The organism is Mesorhizobium sangaii, assembly GCF_014207355.1.
GTDB classification, from domain to species: domain Bacteria; phylum Pseudomonadota; class Alphaproteobacteria; order Rhizobiales; family Rhizobiaceae; genus Mesorhizobium; species Mesorhizobium sangaii.
In genome coordinates this window covers 86,107-104,243 of sequence record NZ_JACHEF010000003.1, presented here as the reverse complement: position 1 = coordinate 104,243, position 18,137 = coordinate 86,107, and the positions used below count along the sequence as shown (strand labels likewise).

The 18,137-nt window shown below is 66.0% G+C and carries 18 protein-coding genes and 1 riboswitch; of the genes, 14 read left to right on the top strand and 4 right to left on the bottom strand.

Features of this window, described 5'->3' with window-relative positions; translation table 11 throughout:
- Positions 1–8: 8 nt before the first annotated feature.
- From HNQ71_RS15545 to HNQ71_RS15535, 3 genes are read right to left on the bottom strand one after another with little or no spacing between them, the layout of a single operon-like run.
- The gene (locus HNQ71_RS15545) at positions 9–614 is read right to left on the bottom strand and encodes an NADH-quinone oxidoreductase subunit C (RefSeq protein WP_184873460.1); all 606 of its coding nucleotides are present in this window, start codon (positions 612–614) and stop codon (positions 9–11) included.
- A gap of 4 nt (positions 615–618) precedes the next feature.
- Positions 619–1,200: a NuoB/complex I 20 kDa subunit family protein gene (locus HNQ71_RS15540; protein WP_095087216.1), complete on the bottom strand. Its 582-nt coding sequence runs from the start codon at positions 1,198–1,200 to the stop codon at positions 619–621.
- Positions 1,191–1,556, bottom strand: coding sequence for an NADH-quinone oxidoreductase subunit A (locus HNQ71_RS15535; RefSeq protein WP_184873459.1), 366 nt, complete (start codon positions 1,554–1,556; stop codon positions 1,191–1,193). The genes HNQ71_RS15540 and HNQ71_RS15535 overlap by 10 nt, the downstream gene beginning before the upstream one ends.
- Positions 1,557–1,886: 330 nt before the next feature.
- Here HNQ71_RS15535 and HNQ71_RS15530 point away from each other — a divergent pair, with 330 nt between their 5' ends.
- The 8 genes from HNQ71_RS15530 to HNQ71_RS15495 all read left to right on the top strand — a co-directional run bounded on the left by HNQ71_RS15530 (position 1,887) and on the right by HNQ71_RS15495 (position 12,031).
- Positions 1,887–3,086 (top strand): winged helix-turn-helix domain-containing protein, encoded by a 1,200-nt coding sequence (locus tag HNQ71_RS15530; RefSeq protein WP_184873458.1) that lies wholly within the window; start codon positions 1,887–1,889, stop codon positions 3,084–3,086.
- A 29-nt stretch (positions 3,087–3,115) separates the two neighbouring features.
- Positions 3,116–3,321: riboswitch (cobalamin riboswitch) on the top strand.
- 39 nt (positions 3,322–3,360) lie between these two features.
- On the top strand, positions 3,361–3,789 hold the full coding sequence (locus HNQ71_RS15525; RefSeq protein ID WP_184873457.1) for a DUF1636 family protein: 429 nt from the start codon (positions 3,361–3,363) through the stop codon (positions 3,787–3,789).
- A gap of 2 nt (positions 3,790–3,791) precedes the next feature.
- Positions 3,792–4,829, top strand: coding sequence for a cobalamin biosynthesis protein CobW (gene cobW, locus HNQ71_RS15520; RefSeq protein WP_184873456.1), 1,038 nt, complete (start codon positions 3,792–3,794; stop codon positions 4,827–4,829).
- Positions 4,830–4,847: 18 nt separating this feature from the next.
- The gene (gene cobN / locus HNQ71_RS15515; RefSeq protein ID WP_184873455.1) at positions 4,848–8,372 is read left to right on the top strand and encodes a cobaltochelatase subunit CobN; all 3,525 of its coding nucleotides are present in this window, start codon (positions 4,848–4,850) and stop codon (positions 8,370–8,372) included.
- Entirely contained in the window at positions 8,369–9,880 is a 1,512-nt protein-coding gene (gene cobG, locus HNQ71_RS15510; RefSeq protein WP_184873454.1) for a precorrin-3B synthase, read from the top strand. The genes cobN and cobG overlap by 4 nt, the downstream gene beginning before the upstream one ends.
- A gap of 2 nt (positions 9,881–9,882) precedes the next feature.
- Positions 9,883–10,515, top strand: coding sequence for a precorrin-8X methylmutase (locus tag HNQ71_RS15505; RefSeq protein WP_184873453.1), 633 nt, complete (start codon positions 9,883–9,885; stop codon positions 10,513–10,515).
- Positions 10,512–11,270, top strand: coding sequence for a precorrin-2 C(20)-methyltransferase (locus tag HNQ71_RS15500; protein ID WP_184873452.1), 759 nt, complete (start codon positions 10,512–10,514; stop codon positions 11,268–11,270). The genes HNQ71_RS15505 and HNQ71_RS15500 overlap by 4 nt, the downstream gene beginning before the upstream one ends.
- Entirely contained in the window at positions 11,267–12,031 is a 765-nt protein-coding gene (locus HNQ71_RS15495; RefSeq protein WP_184873451.1) for a precorrin-3B C(17)-methyltransferase, read from the top strand. The genes HNQ71_RS15500 and HNQ71_RS15495 overlap by 4 nt, the downstream gene beginning before the upstream one ends.
- Here HNQ71_RS15495 and HNQ71_RS15490 read toward each other — a convergent pair.
- A complete protein-coding gene (locus tag HNQ71_RS15490) occupies positions 11,995–12,771 on the bottom strand; it encodes a cobalt-precorrin-6A reductase (protein WP_184873450.1) in 777 nt (258 codons plus the stop codon). The genes HNQ71_RS15495 and HNQ71_RS15490 overlap by 37 nt on opposite strands.
- 1 nt (position 12,772) lies before the next feature.
- On the opposite strand from HNQ71_RS15490, the gene cbiE reads away from it, so the two are divergent.
- Genes cbiE through cobS form a run of 6 tightly spaced genes read left to right on the top strand, consistent with a single transcriptional unit; the run spans position 12,773 to position 18,105 of the window.
- On the top strand, positions 12,773–14,014 hold the full coding sequence (gene cbiE, locus HNQ71_RS15485) for a precorrin-6y C5,15-methyltransferase (decarboxylating) subunit CbiE (protein ID WP_184873449.1): 1,242 nt from the start codon (positions 12,773–12,775) through the stop codon (positions 14,012–14,014).
- Entirely contained in the window at positions 14,011–14,397 is a 387-nt protein-coding gene (locus HNQ71_RS15480; RefSeq protein WP_184873448.1) for a cobalamin biosynthesis protein, read from the top strand. The genes cbiE and HNQ71_RS15480 overlap by 4 nt, the downstream gene beginning before the upstream one ends.
- Entirely contained in the window at positions 14,394–15,158 is a 765-nt protein-coding gene (cobM, locus tag HNQ71_RS15475) for a precorrin-4 C(11)-methyltransferase (RefSeq protein WP_184873447.1), read from the top strand. The genes HNQ71_RS15480 and cobM overlap by 4 nt, the downstream gene beginning before the upstream one ends.
- Positions 15,155–15,973 (top strand): uroporphyrinogen-III C-methyltransferase, encoded by an 819-nt coding sequence (cobA, locus tag HNQ71_RS15470; protein WP_184873446.1) that lies wholly within the window; start codon positions 15,155–15,157, stop codon positions 15,971–15,973. Before cobM ends, cobA begins: the two co-directional genes overlap by 4 nt.
- Positions 15,970–17,283 carry a cobyrinic acid a,c-diamide synthase CobB gene (locus HNQ71_RS15465; protein WP_184873445.1) on the top strand — a complete coding sequence of 438 codons (1,314 nt, stop codon included), beginning with the start codon at positions 15,970–15,972 and terminating at the stop codon, positions 17,281–17,283. Before cobA ends, HNQ71_RS15465 begins: the two co-directional genes overlap by 4 nt.
- 3 nt (positions 17,284–17,286) lie before the next feature.
- Positions 17,287–18,105, top strand: coding sequence for an adenosylcobinamide-GDP ribazoletransferase (gene cobS / locus HNQ71_RS15460; RefSeq protein WP_184873444.1), 819 nt, complete (start codon positions 17,287–17,289; stop codon positions 18,103–18,105).
- Positions 18,106–18,137: the final 32 nt, after the last annotated feature.

Below are 18,137 nucleotides of genomic sequence, written 5' to 3'. Positions count from 1 at the left end.
CTGGCGCCTCAATTCGTCTTGGCTTTTTCATCGCCCGGCAGGACGTAATCCGTCCCTTCCCATGGCGAGAGAAAATCGAAATTGCGGAATTCTTGCTTGAGCTCGACCGGCTCGTAGATGACCCGCTTGGCCTCGTCGTCGTAGCGGACCTCGACGAAGCCGGTCAGCGGGAAATCCTTGCGCAGCGGATGGCCTTCGAAGCCGTAATCGGTCAACAGGCGCCGCAGGTCGGGATGTCCGGAGAACAGCACGCCATAGAGATCGTAGGTCTCGCGCTCGAACCAGTCGGCGCCGGGATAGACCCCGGTGATCGACGGCACCATCGTCTCCTCGTCGGCCTGGACCTTAACGCGGATGCGCACGTTCTGCTTCGGCGACAGCAGGTGATAGACGACGTCGAAGCGCTTGGCCCGCGACGGATAGTCGGCGCCGCAGACGTCGATGATCGAGATGAACTGGCAGCGCGCATCGTCGCGCAGGAAGGTCATCACCTCGACCAGATGGCGGGGCTCGACATGAACGGTGAGTTCGCCATACGCAATCGCCGCGTCATTGACGCGGCCGATCAGCTTCTCGCCGAGATAGGTCGACAGTTCGCTCAGGGATGCGGTCATGGATTTACCGTTCGATCGTGCCGGTGCGGCGGATCTTCTTCTGCAGGAGAAGAATGCCGTAAAGCAGCGCTTCGGCGCTCGGCGGGCAGCCGGGCACATAGATGTCGACCGGCACGACGCGGTCGCAGCCGCGCACCACCGAATAGGAATAGTGGTAGTAGCCGCCGCCATTGGCGCAGGAGCCCATCGAGATGACGTAGCGCGGCTCCGGCATCTGGTCGTAGACCTTGCGCAGCGCCGGCGCCATCTTGTTGGTCAGCGTGCCGGCGACGATCATGATGTCGGACTGGCGCGGAGATGCGCGCGGCGCAACGCCGAACCGCTCCGAATCGTAGCGCGGCATCGAAGTGTGGATCATCTCGACCGCGCAGCAGGCGAGGCCGAACGTCATGAACATCAGCGAACCGCTGCGCGCCCAGGTGATCAGCGCCTCAGTCGAGGTGACGAGAAAGCCCTTGTCGGCCAATTCGTTGTTGATCTCGAGGAAGAAAGGATCGTCGGACCCCACCGGCCTGCCGGTGTTGGGATCGATCAGGCCCTTGGGCTTCGGCGCGACGAGCGTGCCGGAACTGTCGTTCAATCCCATTCCAGCGCTCCTTTTTTCCATTCATAGGCAAAGCCGATGGTCAGCACCGCCAGAAAGACCATCATCGACCAGAAGCCGAGCATGCCGATCTTCGAGAATGACACCGCCCACGGAAACAGGAAGGCCACTTCCAGGTCGAAGATGATGAACAGGATCGACACCAGGTAGAAACGGATGTCGAATTTCATGCGGGCGTCGTCGAACGAGTTGAAACCGCACTCGTAGGCGGAAAGCTTTTCGGGATCGGGATTGCGGTAGGCGACCAGGAAGGGGGCGGCCAGCAGCGCCAGCCCGACGACCAGTGCCACGCCGATGAACAGGACGATGGGCAGGTATGAACCTAGAAGTACGTTCATGCTCGGCTTTCCGTTGGCGCCAATCCACGTTGATTACAGCACCGGACCCTAATGCGGAAGCGTGACAGTTTAACCGCTGAACCGTTTTAAGGGCCTATGCTGCAACGCGGCGAGGGTTAGCGCAGCACTTCCAGCGAAGCAAGTCAAACCTTGTTCAAAACGCGGTGCTGGACGGCATATCCGAGGAAACTGGTCCGATCCGCTCCTGTTTGATTTCCTTCGCTTTTTACTCCACTTTTGTCTCCTGACATGGTTGCCGCCAAAACCCTGATAGCATGGGCCGGAATCACCAGCCAAAACGTCAGCTAACATCCTCAGAGTCCCATCCGAATGAAGGAAAAGATCTCGCTTGCCATGGCCCGGCGCATCGCGCTCGCCGCCCAGGGGTTTCTCGATCCCCGCCCTGCCGGTACGCCCGACCGCCGCCATTTCGCCCGCGTCCTGGCCCGCACCGGCCTGCTGCAGATCGATTCCGTCAGTGCAGTGGTGCGCGCTCACTATATGCCGCTCTATTCGCGCCTTGGCCCCTACCCGCTCGCCTTGCTCGACAACGCGGCCGTGACGCGCAAGCGCACGGTGTTCGAATACTGGGCGCACGAGGCCTCCTTCCTGCCGGTCGAGACATACCCGCTGATGCGCTGGCGCATGCAGCGGGCCGAGCGCGGCGATGAAATGTATCTCGGCCTCGCCAAATGGGGCCGCGAGCACGCTGGCTACATCGAACAGATCTACCGCGAGGTCGCCGATCGCGGTCCGATCGCCGCTTCCGCGCTCGAAGGCCAGAAAGGCTCGGGCGGCTGGTGGGGCTGGAGCCATGCCAAGCATGCCTTCGAATGGCTGTTCTGGGCCGGGCGCATCACCACGGCCCACCGCCGCGGTTTCGAGCGGTTCTACGATCTGCCGGAACGCGTGCTGCCGCAGGCGATCCTCGACCTGCCGGTGCCGGCCGCCGAGGACGCGCACCGCGAATTGCTGCGCATCTCGGCCCGCGCCCACGGCATCGCGACGTCAGGCGACCTGCGCGACTATTTCCGCCTATCCCCAGCCGACATGAAGGGTCGGTTGGAGGAACTGGTCGAACTCGGCGAGTTGTTGCCGGTGCGTGTCGAAGGCTGGGACAAGCCGGCTTACCTTCATAAAGACGCCCGTCTGCCACGCAAAATCGAGGCCCGCGCCCTGCTGGCGCCGTTCGACCCGGTCGTCTTCGAGCGGTCGCGCACCGAGCGGCTGTTCGATTTCCACTACCGCATCGAGATCTACACCCCGGCCGAAAAGCGACAATACGGCTACTACGTCCTGCCGTTCCTGCTCGGCGACCGGTTCGTGGCGCGCGTCGATCTCAAGGCTGACCGGCCGGCTGGCGTGCTGCGGGTCCATGCTGCTTACGCCGAGCCCGGCGCGCCGCCTGAAACCGCCGCAGAACTCTTCGATGAACTGAAGCAGATGCAAGGCTGGCTTGGCCTTGAACGTATAGAAGTGACACCAGCCGGTGATTTGGGTCCGGCGCTGGCCGACCTGACCGTGTCGTAAGCCCACGTTGACACCGCCGCCCGCAAAAGCCTAAATCCGGTCCAGACGGTCTCCTCTCTTCAACGAGAGGAGCCAAGAGGGAATGCGGTGCGAAATTCCGATTTCAAATCCGCGGCTGTCCCCGCAACTGTAAGCGAAGAGCCAAGGCCGAAAGCCACTGGGATGATCCCGGGAAGGCGGCTACCCAAGGCGATGACCCGCGAGCCAGGAGACCTGCCGTCTGCGACTGTAGAATCCGATCGCCCGGCGGGTTTCCGGGCAAGGAGCCCGATTTTTGGACCACGACAGCAGTTTTTCCGCTGGCACAGCGGACAATTCGTCCGGCGAGAGCGATGCCATTGCCGGCGTGACCGTCATCGTCTGTGCCTCCTGTCGCGATGAAACCGGTTCCGATGCCCATCCTCGCGCCGGCGAACTGCTTGCCGACGACACGCGCCGCGCCGCATCTGGCGAAGACATCCGCGTCCACAGCGTCGAATGCCTCGGCAATTGCAAGCGCCGGCTCAGTGCCGCCATCCTGCGGGATGGTTGCTGGAGCTACGTCTTCGGCGACCTGACCGCAACCAGCGGCGCCGACCTCGTCACTGGGGCAAAACTTTTCGCCACCTCGACCGACGGCCTGATCCCATGGCGCGGCCGTCCCGATAGCCTCAAGCGCGGCCTCGTTGCCCGCATCCCTCCCCTCGACCTGCTGAAGGACTGATCATGACCGCTTCCGTCTCCCGCGTCCCCTGCACCGTCGTCACCGGCTTCCTCGGCGCCGGCAAGACGACGCTGATCCGCCATCTCCTCGAAAACGCCGGCGGCAAGCGGATCGCCATCATCGTCAATGAGTTCGGCGACATCGGCATCGACGGCGAGATCCTGAAGGGCTGCGGCATCGACACGTGTCCGGAGGAAAACATCGTCGAACTGGCCAATGGCTGCATCTGCTGCACCGTTGCCGACGATTTCGTGCCGGCGCTCGACCAGATCCTGTCGCTGTCGCCGAAGGTCGACCACATCCTGATCGAGACCTCGGGCCTCGCTCTGCCCAAGCCACTGGTCCAGGCTTTTCAGTGGCCGACGGTGAAGAGCCGCGTGACGGTCGATGGTGTCATCGCCGTCGTCGACGGTCCCGCACTCGCCGAGGGCCGCGTCGCCAATGACATGGACGCACTTCAGGCACAACGCGCCCAGGACACGACGCTCGATCACGACGATCCCGTCGAGGAAGTGTTCGAGGACCAGATCGCCTGCGCCGACCTGATCATCCTGTCGAAGAGCGACCTGATGGACACCGCCGGCTCCGCCCGCGCCAATGCCATCATCAACGAGCACATCGCCCGCGCCGTGAAGATCGTGCCGACGTCTCAGGGCAAGGTCGATCCTTCGGTGCTGCTCGGTCTTGGCCTTGCAGTCGAGGACGACATCGAGAACCGCAAGACCCATCACGACGACGAGCTCGACCACGAGCACGACGACTTCGACTCTTTCGTCATCGACATTGCCTCGATCGCCAATCCGGACGAACTGGCAAAGCGCGTCGCCACCGCCGCCGAGGAAGAAAACGTGCTGCGCGTGAAAGGCTTCGTCGAGGTCGGCGGCAAGCCGATGCGGCTCTTGCTGCAGGCCGTGGGGCCGCGCGTCAATCACTACTACGACCGCGCCTGGACGGCCGCCGATGATCGCCGCTCGCGTCTCGTGGTCATCGGCCTGAAGGGGCTGAACCGCCCGGCGATCGAGCGTATACTCGCCGGCTGACGCAAACCACGGGCCGCGATGCACATCCTCACCACGACTTCCGCCTCGCTCGACGATCTCGCCGAGCCAGTCGATCTGCGGCAGACGCCCGCGGATATCGTGGCCCTGTCCTTCACCGACAGCGATCTTGCCGGGCTGGCGGCGGCGTGGAAGGCCGATGCCGGCCGCCTGCCCTCGATGCGGCTGGCGGCCCTGCGTGACCTGCGCCATCCGATGTCCGTAGACCTTTGGGTCGACAGCGTCGCCCGCCACGCCAAGGTCATTCTCGTGCGCATCCTCGGCGGCTATGACTGGTGGCGCTACGGCTGCGACCAGCTTGCCTCGACCGCACGCGCACGCGGCATAAAACTGGCGCTGCTGCCCGGCGAATGCCGCGACGAGGATCTGCGCCTGATCGAAGCCTCGACGCTGCCGCGCGAGGAACTCGACGGCCTGCTCGACTATTTTCGCGAGGGCGGTCCAGCCAATATGGGCGCGCTGGTGCAGAAGCTGGCGCGGCTGGCTGGGTCTGAAGCAACAATTTCGATGCCGGTCGCGGTACCAAAGGCTGGCTACTATGAGCCGGGCCGCGGGGTCGTCCCTCTCCCCCTTGAGGGAAATGCCGCGCCTGTGATCCCCATCCTGTTCTACCGCTCGATGCTGCTGGCCGCCGATGTCGCGCCGATCGACGCCCTTTTCAAAGCGCTGAACCAGCGCGGTATGACGCCGGTCCCCATCTTCGTCTCGAGCCTCAAGGACCCGGCTTCGCTGGCATTCGTCGAAACCGCACTGGCCGCGCTCAAACCCACCGCCATCGTCACCGCGACCGCCTTCGCGTCCGGCGCCGAACCCGGCGTCGAAACCCTGTTCGATCGTGCCGGCGTACCGGTGTTCCAGGTCATCGTCGCCACCACCCGCCGCGATATCTGGGAAAACAACCAGCGCGGGTTGGCACCCGCCGACCTTGCAATGCATGTCGTGCTGCCCGAACTCGACGGCCGCATCCTTGCCGGCGCCATTTCCTTCAAGGGCGAGACCGAGGTCGATCCCGCACTTGGTCACCGCGCCTTCGCCAACCGGCCGGAGCGGGATCGAGTGGCGCAAGTCGCGGACCGCGTCGCGGCCTTCATCAAGCTGCAAGAAACGCCCCGCGCCGAACGCAAGCTCGCCATCCTGATCCCCGATTACCCGAGCGCGCCCGGCCGCACCGGCTATGCCGTCGGCCTCGACGTGCCGTCCAGCGTGCTGGCGATGCTGCATGACCTCAAGGAACAAGGCTATGCCGTTGGGGGGATTCCGCAAACGCCACGTGAGCTGCTGGATTTGCTGGAGCGCAGTGAGGACGGGCTGGGGCTGGAGGACTATCTCGTCTTCTCGACCGAACTGCCGAGGGCGGCGATAGCTGCCGTAGAAGCCGCCTGGGGGAAGGTGGAAGACGATACCGGCTTGTGCGAGGCGCCCCCCTCTGTCCTGCCGGACATCTCCCCCTCAAGGGGGGAGATTGGCAGCTTCAGGACGCCGTCCACTTCTGCGACTATGGCGATTGGCGAAGGCAGAGATGAGAGCGCAATCTCCCCCCTTGAGGGGGAGATGTCCGGTAGGACAGAGGGGGGTGTTCAAGCGCCTGCCATCGCAAAATTCCCCTTCCGCGCCGCCAACTTCGGCAACGTCACCGTGGCACTTGCTCCTGACCGCGGTCGCTCGGTGGATCGGCGCGCCGATTATCACGACCCGTCGCTGCCGCCGCGCCATGCGCTGATTGCCTTCGGCCTGTGGCTGCGCAAGTCGCTCGGCGTTCATGCGCTTGTCCATGTCGGCGCCCACGGCACGCTGGAATGGCTGCCCGGCAAGACGGTTGCGCTCAGCCAAAACTGCTTTCCCGAGATCGTCACCGGCCCCTTGCCCGTGATCTATCCCTTCATCGTCTCCAACCCCGGCGAAGCCGCGCAGGCCAAGCGGCGCATAGCCGCCGTCACTCTTGGCCATCTGCCGCCGCCGCTGACCGGCGCCGGCCTCGATGAGGACCAGCACAAGCTCGAACGGCTGGTCGACGAATATGCCCAGGCCGATGGGCTCGACCGCCGCCGCCGCGACCGTCTGGCAAAGCTGATCGTCGACACCGCCCAGAAGACCGGCCTCGCCTCCGAAGCGGGCGTCGCCAAGACCGACGCGCCCGACGAGGCGCTGCGCCGCATCGACGCATGGCTCTGCGACCTCAAGGATTTCGCCATCAAGGACGGGCTGCATATCTACGGCCGCGCCTCCGAGGACGAGCTTGACGCCATGCGGCGTCAAAGCGCGGCAGCCGAGAAGGCGGCGCTGCTCGCAGCGCTCGATGGCCGTCACGTCAAGGCCGGCCCGGCAGGAGCGCCGGCGCGCGGACGCTCCGATGTTCTGCCCACCGGCCGCAACCTGTTCACGTCGGACCCGCGCACCATGCCGACGCCGACCGCCTATGACCTCGGCAAGGCGGCAGCGGAAGAAGTGGTGCGCGGCTATATGCAGTCGCATGGCGACTGGCCGCGTTCGCTGGTCATCGATCTCTGGGGCTCGGCCTCGCTGCGCACCGGCGGCGAGGAGATCGCGCAAGGCCTGGCCCTGATGGGCTGCCGGCCGCAATGGGATGCCGCGACCGGCCGCATCACCGGCATCGAGGTGCTGCCGCCGGCTGCTCTCGGCCGCCCGCGCGTCGACGTCACCTGGCGCATTTCGGGCCTGTTCCGCGACATGTTCCCGACCCAGATCGCGCTGATCGATGCCGCCGCCAACGCGGTTGCCGCCCGCGATGAGGAGGATTCGGAAAACCCGCTCGCGGCCAAGACACGCACGGATGGCAAGATCAGCCCGCGCATCTTCGGCACCTCGCCCGGCACCTACGGCGCCGGTGTCGAGGACTTGCTGTCGAGCGGCGACTGGGCAGCGCGTGAAGAGATCGGCCGCGCCTATCTCGACGCCACCTCGCATGCCTATGGCGGCGCCGAGGGCGAAGGCGTCTTAGCACCCGGCGCCTTCGAAGGACGCATCGCCGAAGCCGATCTCCTCGTCCACACCGGCGACGATCCCGGCCGCGATATCCTCGAAGGCTCCGCCGACGTTGCCTTCATCGGCGGATTTTCGGCAGCACTTGCGGTGCTTGGCAGGAATGCCGATGTCATCGTGCTCGACACCACCGATCCGCAAAAGCCGAAGCCGCGTTCGCTTGGTGATGCGGTGGCCCGCGTCGTACGGGCCCGCGCCGTCAATGCCCGCTTCATATCAGGGCAGATGCGCCACGGCCCGCGCGGCGCCTCCGAATTCGCTGAAACCGTAGACCGTCTGGTCGGCTTTGCCGAAACCACCCTCGCAATATCAGGCTCGCTGATCGAAGCCGTGCACGATGCCTATCTCGGCGATCCCCTGGTGCGCGCCTTCATCCTGCGCGAGAACCCTGCCGCCGGCAAAGTCATCGCCGAGCGCTTCCAGTCGGCGCGGCGGCGCGGGCTCTGGCATCCCTTGCGCAATTCCATCGACGACGATCTCGCCGCGCTGATTGCCGAGGCTGAAGCGCTGGGGGTTGCGGCATGAACGCCTTCTCGCGTCGCGGCGCCTGCCCGGCCCTGGAAGCCCCCATGCGGACCGGCGATGGCCTGTTGGTGCGGCTCAACCCGGTTGCTGGAGGCCCATCTTCTGGAGGATTGTCACCAAAGCTTTTGATCGCACTCGCCGAATCCGCCCTGCGGCACGGCAACGGCATCATGGAAGTCACCGCGCGCGGCAGTTTGCAGATACGCGGCCTGACACCGGAAAGCGCGCCACTGCTGGCAACGGAAGTCGATGCGCTTGATATCGCGGTGCGCACCGGCGTGCCGGTCGAGACCGGGCCGCTGGCCGGCATCGATCCGCAGGAGATTGGCGATCCCCGGCCGCTGGCTGAACGGATCAGGGCAGCGGTCGACGAAGCCGGACTCACGCAACGGCTCGGCCCGAAGGTTTCGGTCGTTGTCGACGGCGGCGGGCAGCTTCGTCTGGATTCGGTGACGGCCGATGTGCGGCTTGCTGCGACGCGCACCGATGCGGGAGTTCGGTGGCTGGTGTCTGTCGCGGGCGATGGGCGGAATGCGAGGCCGCTGGCTACGGTGGAAGACGATGCTGCACGCGAAATTGCCGTTGCCGTGCTCAGGATGATTGCCGAGAAGGGCCGTGAGGCGCATGCGAGGGATTTGACCGAGAGGCAGCTAGCTTCTCTTTCAAGTTGGCACTCCGTCCCACCCCCCTCTGTCCTGCCGGACATCTCCCCCGCAAGGGGGGAGATTGCGCTCTCATCTCCGCTTTCACTAATCGTAGGCGTTGCAGCAATCACTCAGCGTGCAAAAGGAGAGCCGGCGGCAGAACTGCCGATCTCCCCCTTTGCGGGGGAGATGTCCGGCAGGACAGAGGGGGGTGGGCAGGATCGCTATCCTGCGCCATCGACTCGCTCTCCCATCGGAACTTTCAACCTGGCCGCCCCCAATACCGCCCTCGGCATCGGCCTGCCCCATGGCAGCATGCCGGCAGACAAGATCATCGGCCTTGCCCAGAGCGCCCTCGGCACGTCGGAAATCCGCCTCGCCCCCGGCCGCGCCCTGCTCTTCCTCGGTCAGCCGGCGGCCGCCAACCAACTCCTTCAGGACACCGCCGCCACCCTCGGCTTCGTCACCGACGCCGCCGATCCGCGCACACGCATCGCCGCTTGTCCCGGCACGCCGGCCTGCGCCTCCGGCCGGATCGCCACGCGCGACATTGCCGAGACGATTGCCGCTGAAAATGCCGACATCCTCGACTTCACCTTGCACATTTCCGGCTGCGCCAAGGGCTGCGCCCATCCGGGCAAAGCAGCGCTTACCCTGGTCGGCGGCGAAAACGGAGCCGGACTTGTCGTGAACGCGACGGCAAAGGGCCTTCCTGCCGGCTACAGGCCGGGCTATGACGCCGCGCGCGGCATCGGCCGCGTCGCGGCGGCGATCCGCAGCGCACGATTTCCCGGCGAAACAGCCGCCGCTTGCCTGACAAGGCTTGGCGCGGCCGGCATCGCCGAGGCTTACCAACAGGAATGAGCATGGCCGCCTACGACTACATCCACGACGGCACGGCGATCTACGAGCGCTCCTTCGCCATCATTCGCGCCGAGGCCGACCTGTCGCACTTCTCCGAAGCAGAGGCCGATGTCGCCGTCCGCATGATCCATGCCTGCGGCCAGGTCGAAGCTGCCAGCCATTTTGTCTTTTCGACGGATTTCGTTGCCGCCGCGCGCACGGCACTTTCGGCTGGTGCGCCGATCTTCTGCGACGCCGAGATGGTCTCGCATGGGGTCACCCGCGCCAGACTGCCGGCCGGCAACGAAGTGATCTGCACCTTGCGCGACCCGCGCACGCACGAAATCGCCGGGAAGATCGGCAATACGCGCTCCGCGGCCGCCATCGACCTTTGGGGCGAGCGCATGGCCGGTTCGGTGGTCGCCATCGGTAATGCGCCGACCGCGCTCTTCTATTTGCTGGAAAAACTGCGCGATGGTGCGCCGAGGCCGGCAGCGATCATCGGCATGCCGGTCGGCTTCGTCGGCGCGGCCGAATCCAAGGATGCGCTGGCCGGCAATTCCTATGGCGTGCCCTATGCCATCGTGCGCGGCCGGCTTGGCGGCAGCGCCATGACTGCCGCCGCACTCAACGCCCTGGCGAGGCCTGGCCTGTGAACACGCTCTCCAAAGGCCGTCTCGTCGGCGTCGGCACCGGTCCCGGCGACCCCGAACTGTTGACGCTCAAGGCTGCACGGGCCTTGGCCGAGGCCGATGTCGTGGCGTATTTCGCCAAGCGCGGCAACAACAGCAACGCGCGCGCCATCGTCGAAGCGCAATTTCGCCCAGGCATGACGGAACTGCCGCTGCTCTATCCCCTCACCACCGAAATCGACAAGGATCACGACGACTACCGTTCGCAGATCGCCGGTTTCTACGAGGAATCGGCCGAGAAGGTCGCCGAACACCTTGAAGCAGGCAGGATGGTTGCCGTGCTGTCCGAGGGCGATCCGCTGTTCTACGGCTCCTACATGCACCTGCATGTGCGCCTCGCCCATCGTTTCCCCACCGAAGTCATTCCCGGCGTCACCGCCATGTCCGGCTGCTGGTCGGCGACCGGCCTGCCGATCGTCCAGGGCGACGATGTGCTGACGGTGCTGCCGGGCACGATGAGCGAGTTCGAGCTCACCCGCCGGCTGGCCGACACCGACGCCGCCGTCATCATGAAAGTCGGCCGCAACCTGCCCAAGATCAGGCGGGCCCTGGAGGCAACCGGCAAGCTGACGCGCGCCGTCTATGTCGAGCGCGGCACCATGGCCGGCAGCGTCTCGATGCGACTTGCCGAAAAGCAGGACGACAGGGCGCCTTATTTTGCCATCGTGCTGGTCGCCGGCTGGTCCGGCCGACCCGGCGCCTTGGGAGCGCAGGCATGAGCGGCCGTCTCACCGTCATCGGGCTCGGGCCCGGCAACGCCGATCAGGTGACGCCTGAGGCCAGCCGCGCCGTGGCGCAGGCAGCGTACTTCTACGGCTATAAGCCCTATCTCGACCGGCTCGAATTGCGCCCGGACCAGACTCGCGTTGCCTCCGACAACCGCGAGGAACTCGCCCGCTCCAAGGACGCCCTGACCAAAGCCGCCGAAGGCCATGACGTCGCCGTCGTTTCGGGTGGCGATCCCGGCGTCTTCGCCATGGCGGCTGCCGTCTGCGAGGCGATCGAGGCCGGCCCGGCTGAATGGCGTGCGGTCGATGTCGCCGTGGTGCCCGGCATCACCGCCATGCTCGCCGTTGCCGCCCGCATCGGCGCGCCGCTCGGCCATGATTTCTGCGCCATTTCGCTGTCCGACAATCTGAAGCCGTGGGAACTGATCGAGCTGCGCCTGCTGGCGGCGGCCGGTGCCGGCTTCGTCATCGCGCTCTACAATCCGATCAGCAAGGCGCGCCCGTGGCAGCTTGGCCGCGCCTTCGAATGCCTGACCGCGATCCTGCCCGGCACCACGCCGGTCATTTTCGGCCGCGCCGCCGGCCGTCCGGACGAGCGCATCGACGTGTTCCTACTGGCCGATGTCGACGCGCAAAAAGCCGACATGGCGACCTGCATCATCATCGGCTCGCCTGAAACCAGGATCATCAAGCGCGACGACAGACCCGCGCTGGTCTACACGCCGCGCTCGTCCACGGGGCAGATCAGATGATCGGCCCCGAACTGGTTGACAATGGCGGCCAGCGCTTCGACGGTTTCAGCCGACGGGACATCCGGCAGGGCCGGCCTGCGGACCATGACCACCTCGATGCCAAGTGCTCGCGCGGCGGCGATCTTGCCATAGGTCGCGTCGCCGCCGCTGTTCTTGGACACTACGATGTCGATGCGATGCTCTTCGAGCAGCGCGCGTTCTTCCGCCTCGCGGAACGGCCCCCGGGCCAAAAGATAGTGAGCATCGGGAACGGAGAGCTTCGGCTCGACCGGATCGACGCTGCGGATGAGATAATGATGCTGGGGCGCTGCTTCGAAAGCGGCAACCTCTTGTCGGCCAAGCGCCAGGAAAGCGCAACGAGAGGCGGAACCCAGCGCTTGCACGGCATCGGCTATTGTATCGACCTGCGTCCAGCGGTCGCCTTCGACAGGCTCCCAACCCGGCCGCCGCAGGGCCAAAATAGGCACACCGGCCAGGCGCGCGGCTTGCGCGGCATTGGCCGAGATTCGCGCTGCGTAGGGATGGGTGGCGTCGATCAGCAGGTCGGTGCGCGTCTCCCCGAGATAGGCAGCCAGTCCATCGGGGCCGCCAAACCCTCCGGTTCGCACCGGCACGCCTTGCGCAGCCGGGCTTTCGGTGCGCCCGGCCAGCGACAGAGTGACCGAGGCGTGCGCCGCCAGTTTTCCGGCCAGCTGCCGGGCCTCCGTGGTTCCGCCGAGGATCAGAATGCGGTGGGTCATCATGCCTGCTGAAGGTCCGCGCGACGCCAAGCTCAACTCAAGATGGCTCACAGTCGTCGGCATCGGCGAGGACGGTTTAGCGGGTCTCGGCGACGAGGCCAAGCAGCTGATCGCCAAGGCGGAGATCATCTTCGGCGGTAAGCGCCACCTTGCCCTTGTCGCCTCTTTCGCCAAGGGCGAGGCGCGCCCCTGGCCAGTGCCGTTCGACGCCGAGATGGTCGACGTGCTGGCGCTTGCCGGCAGAAACGTCTGCGTGCTCGCCTCCGGCGATCCGTTCTTCCATGGGGTTGGCGCCACGCTCGCCCGCAAGGTGAAGGCGCAGGAGATGCATGTCATCCCGGCACCATCAGCCGTTTCGCTGGCAGCGGCCCGCCTTGGCTGGCCGCTGCCGGATATCGACACCGTGTCGCTGCATGGCCGACCCCTCGACCTGATCCGGCCGCTGCTGCAGCCGAACGCCCGCATCCTGGCGCTGACGTCGGATGCCGCAGCACCGGCTGCAATCGCGCGCCTGCTCGTCGAACTCGACTTCGGCGCATCGCGGCTGACGGTGCTGGAGGCGCTGGGCGGTCCTAACGAAAACCTGCGCTCGGCCCGTGCCGATGCCTTCGACCTCGAAAACATCAATCCGCTCAATGTTTTGGCGATCGACGTTGAATCAGGACCTGATGCACGCATCCTGCCGCTCACGGTTGGCCTTGCCGATCATCTGTTCGACCATGACGGCCAGATCACCAAGCGCGAAATCCGTGCCATCACCCTGTCGGCGCTGGCGCCGCGGCGCGGCGAGTTGCTGTGGGACATCGGCGCCGGCGCCGGCTCCATCGGCATCGAATGGATGCTCGCCCATCCCTCGATGCGTGCTATCGCCATCGAGGCCGACCCGATCCGCGCCGCCCGCATTGGCCGCAACGCCGCCGCCTGTGGCGTTCCCGGCCTGATCGTGGTGGAGGGCAGTGCACCCAAGGCGCTCGCCAGGCTGGACACGCCGGACGCGATTTTCATCGGCGGCGGCGGCAGCGATACCGGCGTGTTGAACGCTGCCATCAAGGCCTTGCGCGCCGGCGGCCGTCTCGTCGCTAACGGGGTGACGCTGGAGATGGAAACCCTGCTTCTCGCCCGTCACGTCTCGCTTGGCGGCGACCTTACCCGCATAAACATATCCCGCGCGTCGCCGGTCGGCTCGATGCAGGCCTGGCGGCCGGCCATGCCGGTCACCCAATGGAATTGGGTGAAGCCATGATGATCGCAGGCATCGGCAGCCGAAAAGGCGTGAGCGTCGAGGACGTGCTCGCGGCGATAGAAGCCGCGCTGGAGACGCACGGACTGACGATGACGGCGTTGTCCGCCTTGGCGACCGCTCCCCTGAAGCAGGACGAAAAGGCTATTTTCGCTGCCGGGCACCAACTCAATCTTCCGATCGTCGTCGCCGACACGGCCGCGATCGAGGCAGTCTCATCAGCCACGCTTAGCCATTCCGTTCTCTCGCAGGAATTGGCCGGCACGCCATCGGTTTCCGAAGCATCCGCGCTTGCCGTCGCCGGCAGGGGCGCGAGGCTCCTCGGAGCCCGTACAGTGCTCGGCCCGGTCACCTGCGCCATCGCCATCAGCGGAGTTGGGCCATGACCGTGCATTTCATCGGTGCCGGTCCAGGCGCCGCCGATCTCATCACGCTGCGTGGCGCCAGGTTGCTGGCAAGCTGCCCGGTCTGCCTGCATGCTGGTTCGATCGTCGCGCCCGAATTGCTGCAGCACTGTGCGCCTGGGACAAAACTGATCGACACCGCGCCGATGTCGCTCGACGAGATCGAGGCCGCGTATCTGGAGGCCCACAAGGCCGGTCATGATGTCGCCCGTCTGCATTCCGGCGACCTGTCGGTGTGGAGCGCTGTCGCCGAGCAGATCCGGCGGCTGGAGAAGCACGGCATTCCCTACACGCTGACGCCGGGCGTCCCCTCATTCGCCGCCGCGGCCGCAGCACTTCGCCGCGAGCTGACCATTCCGGAAATCGCGCAAAGCCTGGTGCTGACCCGCATCTTCGGCCGTGCCTCGAAGATGCCGCCCGGAGAAACGCTGGCTGGTTTCGGCCGCACCGGCGCCACGCTCGCCATTCACCTTGCCATCCACGCCATTGACCGCGTCGTCGCCGAGCTGACGCCGTACTATGGTGGGGATTGCCCGGTGGCGATCGTCTTCCGCGCCTCCTGGCCGGACGAGCGCGTGCTGACTGGCACGCTGGAAACAATCGAGGCACAACTCGCTGCCGATCCGATGGAGCGCACGGCGATCATCTTCGTTGGCCGTTCGCTGGCGGCGGAAGGCTTTGGCGAGAGTTCATTATACGACGCCCATTACCAGCGGCGTTTTCGCGGACGGGACGGATTGTGAGCGGCAGCACCAGGAACAAGGGCGAGAACGCCACGCTGGAACAGGCGTTGTCACGGCTGAATTTCAAGCCGCGCCGGCTAGAGCCCGGCCATGTCTGGCTGGCCGGCGCCGGCCCAGGCGACCCAGGTTGCCTGACCCTGGAAGTGCTGGCGGCCTTGGCCGAGGCGGATGCGCTGGTCTACGACGCGCTGGTCTCCTCCGATGTCGTCGCCGTTGCCGCAAACGCCGAGCTTTTCTTCGCCGGCAAGCGCGGCGGAAAACCGTCGATGAAGCAGGACGACATCACCGCCCTGCTGGTCCGGCTGGCGCGCGAAGGTCGCCGCGTCGTCAGGCTGAAGGGCGGCGATCCCTATATTTTCGGCCGTGGCGGCGAAGAAGCCTTGGCGCTGGCGCGAGAGCATATCCCGTTCCGCGTCCTGCCCGGCCTGACGTCGGGGCTGAGCGCGCTGGCCGCGACCGGCATCCCCGCCACCATGCGCGGCATTAACAAGGCGGTAATTCTGGCGACCGGCCATGCCGCAGGTTCCGATGACGATATCGACTGGGGCGCAATCGCCCGCACCGGCCAGCCCGTAGTGGTCTATATGGGCATGGCTAATCTGCCCCTCATCGCCGCAGCACTGCTCGACGGCGGGCTGGCGCCGTCGACGCCGGCGGCAGTGATCGTTGCCGCGACAACGCCGCGGGAACAGACCGTCGTCGCCACGCTCGCCACCATTGCCGAGGAAGCCGCCGCCGCCGGGCTGACCTCGCCGGCGCTGATCGTGGTTGGCGGCATCGTCGCCATGCGCGCGGCACTGGCGGGCAACCAGTGACCGCCCGCGCCATCATCATCGGCGCACCGCGCTCCGGCTCGGGCAAGACTAGCGTCACCATCGGCATCCTGCGCGCGCTGACCCGGCGGGGCTTGAAAGTGCGCGGCGCCAAGTCCGGCCCCGACTATATCGATCCCGGCTTCCACACCGCAGCCACCGGTCTGTCCGGGGTCAATCTCGACAGCTGGGCGATGCCGCCATCGCTGCTCAACGCACTGGCCGCGCAAGCGGCCGATGACACAGATTTCGTCATCCTCGAAAGCGCCATGGGCCTGTTCGACGGCATTCCGGCGGCTCCCGGCCGCACCGGCTCGGCGGCCGATCTCGCCCGCCTCTACGGCTTACCGGTGCTGCTGGTGCTCGACGTTTCCGGCCAGTCGACCACGGCGGCCGCTGTCGCCAAGGGGTTTGCCACTTACGATCCGGATGTGCGCATGGCCGGCGTCGTGCTCAACCGGCTGGGCAGCGAGCGCCACCGCCGTCTCTCCGGCGACGCCATCGAGGCGATCGGCCTGCCTGTCGTCGGCGCCATCCTGCGTGATCCCACACTGAACCTGCCGGAGCGCCACCTCGGCCTCGTCCAGGCCGGCGAATATGACGACCTGATGGCGCATCTCGACCGGCTGGCCGACATGGCGGAAAAGTCACTCGATCTCGATGTCATCATGGCCTTGGCGACCCCCCTCACCCCGGCGCCCGGCGGCTTTGACGACGCGCTATCGCCGCCCGGTCAGCGCATTGCACTGGCTGAAGATGCCGCTTTCACCTTCCTCTATCCGCATGTGGCGGCCTATTGGCGCAAGGCCGGCGCCGAGATCGTCCCGTTCTCGCCGCTCGCCGACGAGGCACCCCACGAAGGCTGCGATGTCTGCTGGCTGCCCGGCGGCTATCCGGAACTCCATGCTGGCAATCTCGCCGCCGCCACGAATTTCCGCGCCGGAATGACAAGATTCGCCGCGACGAAGCCCATCCATGGCGAGTGCGGTGGCTTCATGGTGCTTGGCGAAGCGCTGGAGGACGCGTCGGGCGAAACACACGGAATGCTCGGCCTGCTCGGCCATTCCACCAGCTTCGCCAAACGCAGGATGAATCTCGGCTATCGCGAGGCGCGGCTGCGCGCCGATTGTCCGTTGGGCGCGCAAGGCGCGCTGATCCGCGGCCACGAATTCCACTATGCGCAGATGATCGCGACCGGCAATGACGAGCCGCTGGCCGACCTCGCTGACGGCCAGGGCAACCCCATCGGCGCCTCGGGTTACCGGCGCGGCCATGTCAGCGGCACCTTCTTCCACGCCATTGCGAGGGGCTAGAGCATGATCCCGAAAAATGGCAACCGGTTTTGGGAAGAAATCCGACTCAAATTCCAGAGCTTCAGCCGTTCGCCCCGGCAAATCCCCAGCGATATCGCGCTTTGCCTGGTCTTCTTCACCCGGCTGCCGCTGCCCGTCTTCGACTTTCGCGGCCGCAGCCTTGCCGCCGCGATCTGGGCCGCCCCGTTTGCCGGCCTTGTCGTCGGTCTGATCGGTGCCATCGTCTTCGCCACGGCGGAACGGTTTGGCCTCGCCATGGGCCCGGCGGCGGCCCTTGCCCTTGTGGCAACCCTGTTCACCACCGGCTGCCTGCATGAGGATGGGCTCTCCGATGTCGCCGACGGCTTTGGTGGCGGCAAATCGCGCGGCCGCAAGCTGGACATCATGCGCGACAGCCGCATCGGCACCTACGGTGCCGCAGCACTCGCTCTGTCGCTGCTGATCCGCTGGAGCGCACTGCAGGAATTCACAGAACCCACCCAGGCTCTCTTCGCGCTCGTGGCCGCACATGCCGCCTCGCGCGGCGTGCTGGGCGTCTTCATGCACCTTTTGCCCCCGGCCCGATCCGATGGTCTCTCGGCGGATGCCGGTACCGTCTCGTTCGAAACCGCCATCGCCGGTGCCGTCCTCGGCGCGATACCTCTGCTTTTGCTCGGGCTTGGCGGCGCCATTGTCGCGCTTGTCATGCTTGGCCTGCTGTTTGCCGCCTTCCGCGCCGTTTGCCTCAACCAGATCGATGGCCAGACCGGCGACACGATCGGCGCCTTGCAGCAGTTGAGCGAAATCGCCGTGCTGCTCGTCGCTTCCGTAGCCCTCTCCTGATTTCCCCTTGGCCTGATTCCCTTTCGGAGACT

What these genes read in the sequence shown, in the direction of transcription:
- cobW (WP_184873456.1), top strand. Translation starts at nt 3,792, where the DNA reads ATGACCGCTTCCGTCTCCCGCGTCCCCTGCACCGTCGTCACCGGCTTC.
- HNQ71_RS15530 (WP_184873458.1), top strand. Translation starts at nt 1,887, where the DNA reads ATGAAGGAAAAGATCTCGCTTGCCATGGCCCGGCGCATCGCGCTCGCC.
- HNQ71_RS15480 (WP_184873448.1), top strand. Translation starts at nt 14,011, where the DNA reads ATGATGATCGCAGGCATCGGCAGCCGAAAAGGCGTGAGCGTCGAGGAC.
- cobS (WP_184873444.1), top strand. Translation starts at nt 17,287, where the DNA reads ATGATCCCGAAAAATGGCAACCGGTTTTGGGAAGAAATCCGACTCAAA.
- HNQ71_RS15545 (WP_184873460.1), bottom strand. Translation starts at nt 614, where the DNA reads ATGACCGCATCCCTGAGCGAACTGTCGACCTATCTCGGCGAGAAGCTG.
- HNQ71_RS15505 (WP_184873453.1), top strand. Translation starts at nt 9,883, where the DNA reads ATGGCCGCCTACGACTACATCCACGACGGCACGGCGATCTACGAGCGC.
- HNQ71_RS15535 (WP_184873459.1), bottom strand. Translation starts at nt 1,556, where the DNA reads ATGAACGTACTTCTAGGTTCATACCTGCCCATCGTCCTGTTCATCGGC.
- cbiE (WP_184873449.1), top strand. Translation starts at nt 12,773, where the DNA reads ATGCCTGCTGAAGGTCCGCGCGACGCCAAGCTCAACTCAAGATGGCTC.
- HNQ71_RS15540 (WP_095087216.1), bottom strand. Translation starts at nt 1,200, where the DNA reads ATGGGATTGAACGACAGTTCCGGCACGCTCGTCGCGCCGAAGCCCAAG.
- cobG (WP_184873454.1), top strand. Translation starts at nt 8,369, where the DNA reads ATGAACGCCTTCTCGCGTCGCGGCGCCTGCCCGGCCCTGGAAGCCCCC.
- cobN (WP_184873455.1), top strand. Translation starts at nt 4,848, where the DNA reads ATGCACATCCTCACCACGACTTCCGCCTCGCTCGACGATCTCGCCGAG.
- HNQ71_RS15490 (WP_184873450.1), bottom strand. Translation starts at nt 12,771, where the DNA reads ATGACCCACCGCATTCTGATCCTCGGCGGAACCACGGAGGCCCGGCAG.
- HNQ71_RS15495 (WP_184873451.1), top strand. Translation starts at nt 11,267, where the DNA reads ATGAGCGGCCGTCTCACCGTCATCGGGCTCGGGCCCGGCAACGCCGAT.
- cobM (WP_184873447.1), top strand. Translation starts at nt 14,394, where the DNA reads ATGACCGTGCATTTCATCGGTGCCGGTCCAGGCGCCGCCGATCTCATC.